General features: G+C 30.1%; 5 protein-coding genes. 1 reads left to right on the top strand and 4 read right to left on the bottom strand.

All coding sequences use genetic code 11. The features are described 5' to 3' along the window. The first annotated feature begins 231 nt into the window (after window positions 1-231). Window positions 232-1,212, top strand: a complete 981-nt coding sequence (locus AST99_RS18040) for an IS110 family RNA-guided transposase (RefSeq protein WP_057784202.1) — start codon at window positions 232-234, stop codon at window positions 1,210-1,212. A gap of 395 nt (window positions 1,213-1,607) precedes the next feature. On the opposite strand, the gene AST99_RS18030 is transcribed toward AST99_RS18040, so the two are convergent. The 4 genes from AST99_RS18030 to AST99_RS18015 all read right to left on the bottom strand — a co-directional run bounded on the left by AST99_RS18030 (window position 1,608) and on the right by AST99_RS18015 (window position 6,359). Then, window positions 1,608-1,973 (bottom strand): hypothetical protein, encoded by a 366-nt coding sequence (locus AST99_RS18030; RefSeq protein WP_057784197.1) that lies wholly within the window; start codon window positions 1,971-1,973, stop codon window positions 1,608-1,610. A 232-nt stretch (window positions 1,974-2,205) separates the two neighbouring features. Continuing rightward, complete coding sequence (locus tag AST99_RS18025; RefSeq protein WP_244973289.1) at window positions 2,206-4,017, bottom strand: ABC transporter ATP-binding protein; 1,812 nt, start codon at window positions 4,015-4,017, stop codon at window positions 2,206-2,208. A 206-nt stretch (window positions 4,018-4,223) separates the two neighbouring features. Further along, window positions 4,224-5,075 (bottom strand): TolB family protein, encoded by an 852-nt coding sequence (locus AST99_RS18020; RefSeq protein ID WP_198151549.1) that lies wholly within the window; start codon window positions 5,073-5,075, stop codon window positions 4,224-4,226. 384 nt (window positions 5,076-5,459) lie between these two features. Further along, window positions 5,460-6,359 carry a hypothetical protein gene (locus AST99_RS18015; RefSeq protein ID WP_157486460.1) on the bottom strand — a complete coding sequence of 300 codons (900 nt, stop codon included), beginning with the start codon at window positions 6,357-6,359 and terminating at the stop codon, window positions 5,460-5,462. Between the last annotated feature and the right edge of the window lie 45 nt (window positions 6,360-6,404).

Below are 6,404 nucleotides of genomic sequence, written 5' to 3'. Positions count from 1 at the left end.
TTGTGTATCTTAAGTTAGCCTTATCAAATATAAGTTATAAATTAAGTGTCAAATCAGAAAGAATAAAAAGAGAGGATTAAGGTTATTTTGTGTATTGAGACTGCGATCTCGTTTTTCATGACAATCCCCTCTCTTTTCTACTATTATTTCGAACAGTTCTGTGAGACTTTAGATCTCGTTTTTAAGATGCAGAAAAGCTAGTAGACTACTTCTTTCGTAAATTTCATATACATGATTAAAAATACAAATTATTTCGGAATAGATATCAGTAAGGATGTCTTTGATGTTAGTGGAGCAGATGGTAATCATCATCAATTTAAGAATGACTTATCAGGCTTTAAAAAGTTATTGCGTTTAACTAATGAGTTTTCTCATTGTGTAATGGAATCTACGGGAGTTTATCATTTACGTTTGTGCTATTATTTAGAAGAAAAAGGAATAGCTGTAAGTGTAGAGAATCCCTTGTCCATAAAACGCTTTATACAAATGCGATTAACAAAAATAAAAACAGACAAAAGAGACTCTCAAATGATTTATGAGTATGCTGTAAACTCTGGGGTTGAACTTCGTTTATGGAAAGGCCAAAGTGAAACTCAAATAGCTTGTTCTCAAATAATAAGCCTAACCAACTTGTATACTAAACAAACAACAGCACTTAAAAATAAGTTACAAACAGAGGAGTCAATGGGATCTCCATGTTCAAAAGTGATACGGTCCTTAAAAAGAAGTTTAAAACACTTGAAAAATGAAATAGATAAGCTCGAAGACTCATTACTAGAGCTAGTAAAACTAGATAATCAAGATTTACTTACTAGGGTTGAGAGTATTCCTGGAATAGGGAGAAAGTCAAGTATGTTATTGATCGTTTTAACCGGAGGATTTGAACGTTTTAATAAATCCTCAGAGCTTTGTTCTTTTGCGGGTTTAACACCTATGATTAGACAATCAGGAAGTAGTATAAGATCTAGATCAAGGATAAGTAAAATGGGAAATAGACGATTGAGGAAAACCTTATTTATGTGTAGTCTATCCGCTAAGAAATATAATAAAGCGTGTAAAGAAATATTCGATAGAATTGTAGCAAAAGGGAAAAGTAAAAAAGTGGCATTAATAGCTGTCTGTAATAAGCTTTTAAAACAGGCATTTGCCTTGGCAAAATCAGGGTTGATATATGATAAGAATTATAGAAGTGTTTTAGTGAAATTAAACTAATAAATACTTGTTTATTAACACAGTTCTTGATTAGTGGCGTGTTTAAGCACCTAATTTAGTAAATATAAACTGAATAGAAAATCCGCGAGGATTTTCGTAAGTAGGCTAGAACTAGCCATTAATTATACACGGTGTTATACCATGTATTTTTCATGTCAAGAGACGGTAATGCATTTTATTTCCTTTTTCAATCCATAAAATCTCTATATAAAGTTTACCATTTTCTTTCAATTTGCCGATTGTTAATCTTGGCTTAATGATTGTGGAATTATTCGACAATTTTGAGTGCCATTGAAATCCATCCCATTCACTTTTAAAACCATTTTTCTTATTTTTTATAGATATTTCCTTGACCATACTTAGTTTGTCGTCATTGATATATGCAGTTTTCAATTTTAGATCAATTTTAGATCAATTTTTATCAATGGACAAAAACTGTCTTTAATGGGCCTGATTGTCAATAAGGAGTCCGTATATTTCATACTTAGTTTAATCCAACCCGAAGGGCTAAATTCTATTGCCGATTCATTTTCAATTGCCTTTAAATCAACTTTTGGGTAAAGTATTTTTCCATTTTCATCTACTAATAGTTGTTTTTCAATTCCAGCTTGAATTACCTTATTCTTCATAAGTTGAAATGTATGATTTCCTTCATTTAATTCTGTTAGAATAAACTTTTGTAGTTCAGTTTTTACCTCTTGAGTGAATACATTTTGGATACTCCAAATGCAAATCAATATTAATGTCAGTTTATTTTTCATAATATATGGTATAACTCCTTTTATACAAAATAAACATGTGTTTATCCCGTAAAGACTATTTGTTAGTGTTATACTTTTAAAAGTAAGATAATTTATTGTAATGCAATTACTGTAAAACCGTAATTAAATGGTTTAGAGTAGCGATATGCAGTATTTACCGTTACCATAGTAAAATCTGTGATAAGATGATGTTTTAAATAACTGTGCTTTGTTATGTGCCGTTTCTATTGTATTATTCGTTCATTGTTTTGGTGATTTTTTCAATATTAAGACTATTCGCCATAGCTTTGAAAATATCGTGATAAGAACTCTCATTGTCATAAAGACTTTCGTGTGTGCCTTCTTCTATCACTTTTCCTTTTTCAAGTACAATCACGTTGTCGGCATCTATAATTTGCGAAATACTATGAGAAATAATAATTACGGTTCGTCCTTTTTTAATGGCATCCAAGCTTTTTTTAATCTGTTCTGTAGCAATAGCATCTAGACTTGCTGTGGGTTCATCCAAGAAAATTATAGGCGGATTCTTTAAAAATAAACGCGCAATAGATACTCGTTGTTTTTGTCCGCCAGACAATAGCGTCGCTTTAGAATGGTAACCCTCTGGTAAATTTATAATTTGATTATGTATATAGGCTTTTTTAGCAGCTTCTACAACTTCTTCATGAGTAGCATCTTCTTTACCATAAAGAATATTTTCGGCAATAGAACCGTTAAAAATATGATTTTTCTGTAAGACTAAACCAATATTATCTCTTAACCAACGTGTGTCATAGTCTTGTAAGTCAACACCATCTAGAAAAATAGTTCCCGATGTTGGTTTGTAAAATTTATCTAAAAGATTTACAACCGTACTTTTTCCCGCGCCACTTAAACCGACTAAAGCATTTATGGTATCGGGCTTTATTTTCATTGACACATCAAACAGTGCCTTTGTTCCATTAGGGTATGAAAAATCTACATGTTTCAATTCAAAACGACCTATAACCTTTTCAGGAATGTACGTTCCGCTTAATTCCGTTTCATCGGCATCCATAATATCAAAAAATGCTTCAGAATATATCAAAGCATCATTCACTTCATCATAAATGCGATGCAATTGCCTAATTGGGGCCGATACATTGTTAAATAGCAAAATATGAAACATAATAGCGCCAATCGTCATGGTGCCATTCAATACAAAATAAGCCGTTAGTATAATGATAATTACCACACCAAACTGTTCAATAAACACTTTTACACCATCAAAAATAAAGCTTAATTGTCTTGTTTTTAGCTGATTTTCGGTCATTTCTAACTGAATTGCTTCATGCTTTTTACTTTCTAAATCTTCACGAGTAAAGGATTTAATAACACTAATAGATTCTATTAAACCAATAATACCATTATTTCGAGTTTCTCTAAATCCGCGCATATTTCGTCTAAAGCCTTTTAGTTTTTTGGCTTGCAGACTACTTACATAAAAAAAGACCGGAATTATAAGTACACTTACTAAACCTATATAAACGTTTGCCTGAAACATCAGTACCAAAGCGATGAGCGCATTGGCAAATAATGGCATAATATCAAGAAAAAAGTTTTTCACCAATTGTGTAAGACTGGAAATTCCTAAAGATATTCTGGTTTGAAGCTTACCGCTTTCATTTTCTGAAGCGCTATAAAACGCCATTCTATAGGTTAGTATTTTATCGACAACTAGTTGTGCAAAATCTCTAGAAATATAGATTTTCATCTTTTCGCCATAGTATTTCTGGCCATACTGTATCAAGACATACATAAGCTCTTTAGACAGTAAGATGATGCTTATGGTGATTAATAGTTTAAAACCCGCTTCTAATGTCTCTTTAGCATCTACTAAAGCAGTAAGTTCATCTACGGTATAGCGTAAAACCAATGCATTTACTTGTGCTAAGAACGATCCTATAAGGGTTAATACTAAAGTTGCAATAATTAAAGATCTATATGGTTTTATATAAACGATTAATTGTTTAAACAGTTGTAATAATCCTATGTTAGGCTGTGGTTTTGCAGATGTTTTACTCATAATTCATTTTAAATAATACAATAAAAGTCATTTAAGTGATTATACATTCTTGATTTTTTATTCTCAAATTACACATAAATGTTTTGTATAAGAATAGTTACGGGTTTGTATGCGAGGATTTTCTGCAAGAAAATCAGACGTAGTAAAGTTACAACGACCTTTAGTTAAGTTCAAAATTGAACACTTATTTTTATACAGTCTTGTCATTAATTATTTTTTAATTCAGATTCTATATTCACCCATTTCACTTTCCAATCTTTCTCTGAATGTCCTCCAGTCGTGTAAAAAAGAAACTTATCATCTGGAGTTATATATGGATTTCCTTGTCCCATAGTATTAATTTTATCATTAAGTTTTTTTGTGTTAATCCATCCGCCTTTACCATCAGTATAGCTAATCATTAAGTCTAGTTCGTTTCCAATTGAAGCAAAAATTAAATAGTCTTCTTTAGGGGAAACATATGGTGTACACTTTCCAACTTTAAAATTCATCAAAATTGCAGTTTTCTCTGCATTTTTAAACTTTCCATTTACTTCTTTTGAATGATAAATATCCATATCGGTATAATCCAAATTGCTAGTGTGAAAATACAGAGTGCCTGAATTGGTAAGTGTAGGATGCGAAACTAATTTTTTTCTTAAGTTAGGAATATCTATAAACATAGGTGCATTCCATTCTCCATTAACTTTGTTAGATTTCCAAATATGCCAAGTATCCGAAATACCTTCAATATTTGTCGGTCTGGTTGAACTAAAATAGATTGAATTTCCATCAGGTGAAAAACTCATTCCGTGTTCGTTATATGTACTGCTGAAAAAAGCTTTCTTTGGTTCAGACCATTTCCCGCTATTTTTTTTTATTACGAAAACTTCAAATTTCTCAAAGTTACTATCTGAAATAGTATAATAATATTCATTTAAATCAGGACTAAATATTCCCTTGTGTATGAGTTTGTTTTCTGGAACTAGATTTTGCTTAAACTCAAAAGGGATATGGCTTGGAATTTTGTCGGTTAAAAATTGCATTTTGGTAATATCGTTTTCTTTTTTGCAACTCAAAAAGACAATTGTGAATAGTAAGATGATTTTGAGTTTGTTCATTTCTCTAATAAATGCTAATGTGTTTGTATATGTGTTACCACACATATTTTTTAAGAAATCTAAGTATCAATAATTTTATCAATAATCCAATTTCCTTTGTCGTTTTTTTCTAATAAAAATCCGAATGCCACTTCCGTTTAGAATTCCCTTTCCAAATCCTCCATTTAGAAAGAAAAGTTATATTTCATTTTTCAATTATCCTTATTAGGTTGTCGGTTTGTTATATTGCGCATAGCGGTTTTGTATAAGATTAGTTGCGAATTTATTCTCTGTGATTTAATAAAATAATATTATTAAATCACTCTCTAGTTTTCGTAGGTAGACTAGTTCTAGCAATTAATTTTATAAGGTATTAGCAAATGTTTTATTTTTAACTAAAAAGGTAATGGCAGAAATAATTAAAAATACAGAGCCACTTGATAATGAATTAAACGATAATCCGTCTAAATATTTTAAATCTTGAAAAATTCTAATTACGATTGTAATAATTGAAAATAAAATAAGTATATAAAGTGAAATTTTGAATTTAGAAAAGTCGAAACTCAATAAAAAAGCTATTATTAGTCCTCCATAAAATAGAAATTTTTGTAAGTAAAAAAGAAAAGTATTGGCAGAATCTAAGTTAGTTGAGAAACTGTTTATGTTGCTTTTAACAAAAAGATGCTCAGCATACGGGTTATAAATAAGAACAGCTCCAAATATTATAAAAATGTAAATTGAGGAACCTTTCCATTTTTTATTCAAATACGGAAAAATTTCCCCCATTTCTATACTCATTTGCTTATTGGGTAATTTTACGAACGAGATTAGTATTAAGGCAATAATTCCGAAAATAAATGGGAATATGATTGCATTATAGGATAAAACCGATATCGAATAAACTCCAAGGATTACTATAAAAATAGCTTTTACACTTTTGTTTATAGATAACCGATTGAAAATTAAATTAACACCTAAAATTATTAGTGAAAAAACTAAGGTTGGTTTTAATATCCTTTCGTTCAAGGTGAGCAAGTGAGCTTCCGAAAAATAGCCAGATTTAAAGAAGTTTATGTAGTGTAATTTACTGTAAAAATAGATTACAATACTAATTATAATTAGAGCGAAACCTAAGATTTTATTCGTGTTAATTTCTTTACTTACATTAAGTTCGTCTTTAATTTCTTTAGCAGAAAATCCTAGGTTCAAAAGCTTTTCTGCTGTTCTTACCTTGTTGAGTTTTTTATTTTTTAATTCTGACACAAATTTTGTTATGTTTTCCATTTATTTTTTATGTCTTGTCCTGAA

Source organism: Formosa algae (assembly GCF_001439665.1).
GTDB classification, from domain to species: Bacteria; Bacteroidota; Bacteroidia; order Flavobacteriales; family Flavobacteriaceae; genus Formosa; species Formosa algae.
Note: the sequence above shows the minus strand (reverse complement) of the source record. Positions and strands in the feature narration are given on the sequence as shown.

Coding starts and splice junctions, on each gene's coding strand:
- AST99_RS18040 (WP_057784202.1), top strand. CDS start 232: ATGATTAAAAATACAAATTATTTCGGAATAGATATCAGTAAGGATGTC.
- AST99_RS18030 (WP_057784197.1), bottom strand. CDS start 1,973: ATGAAAAATAAACTGACATTAATATTGATTTGCATTTGGAGTATCCAA.
- AST99_RS18025 (WP_244973289.1), bottom strand. CDS start 4,017: ATGAGTAAAACATCTGCAAAACCACAGCCTAACATAGGATTATTACAA.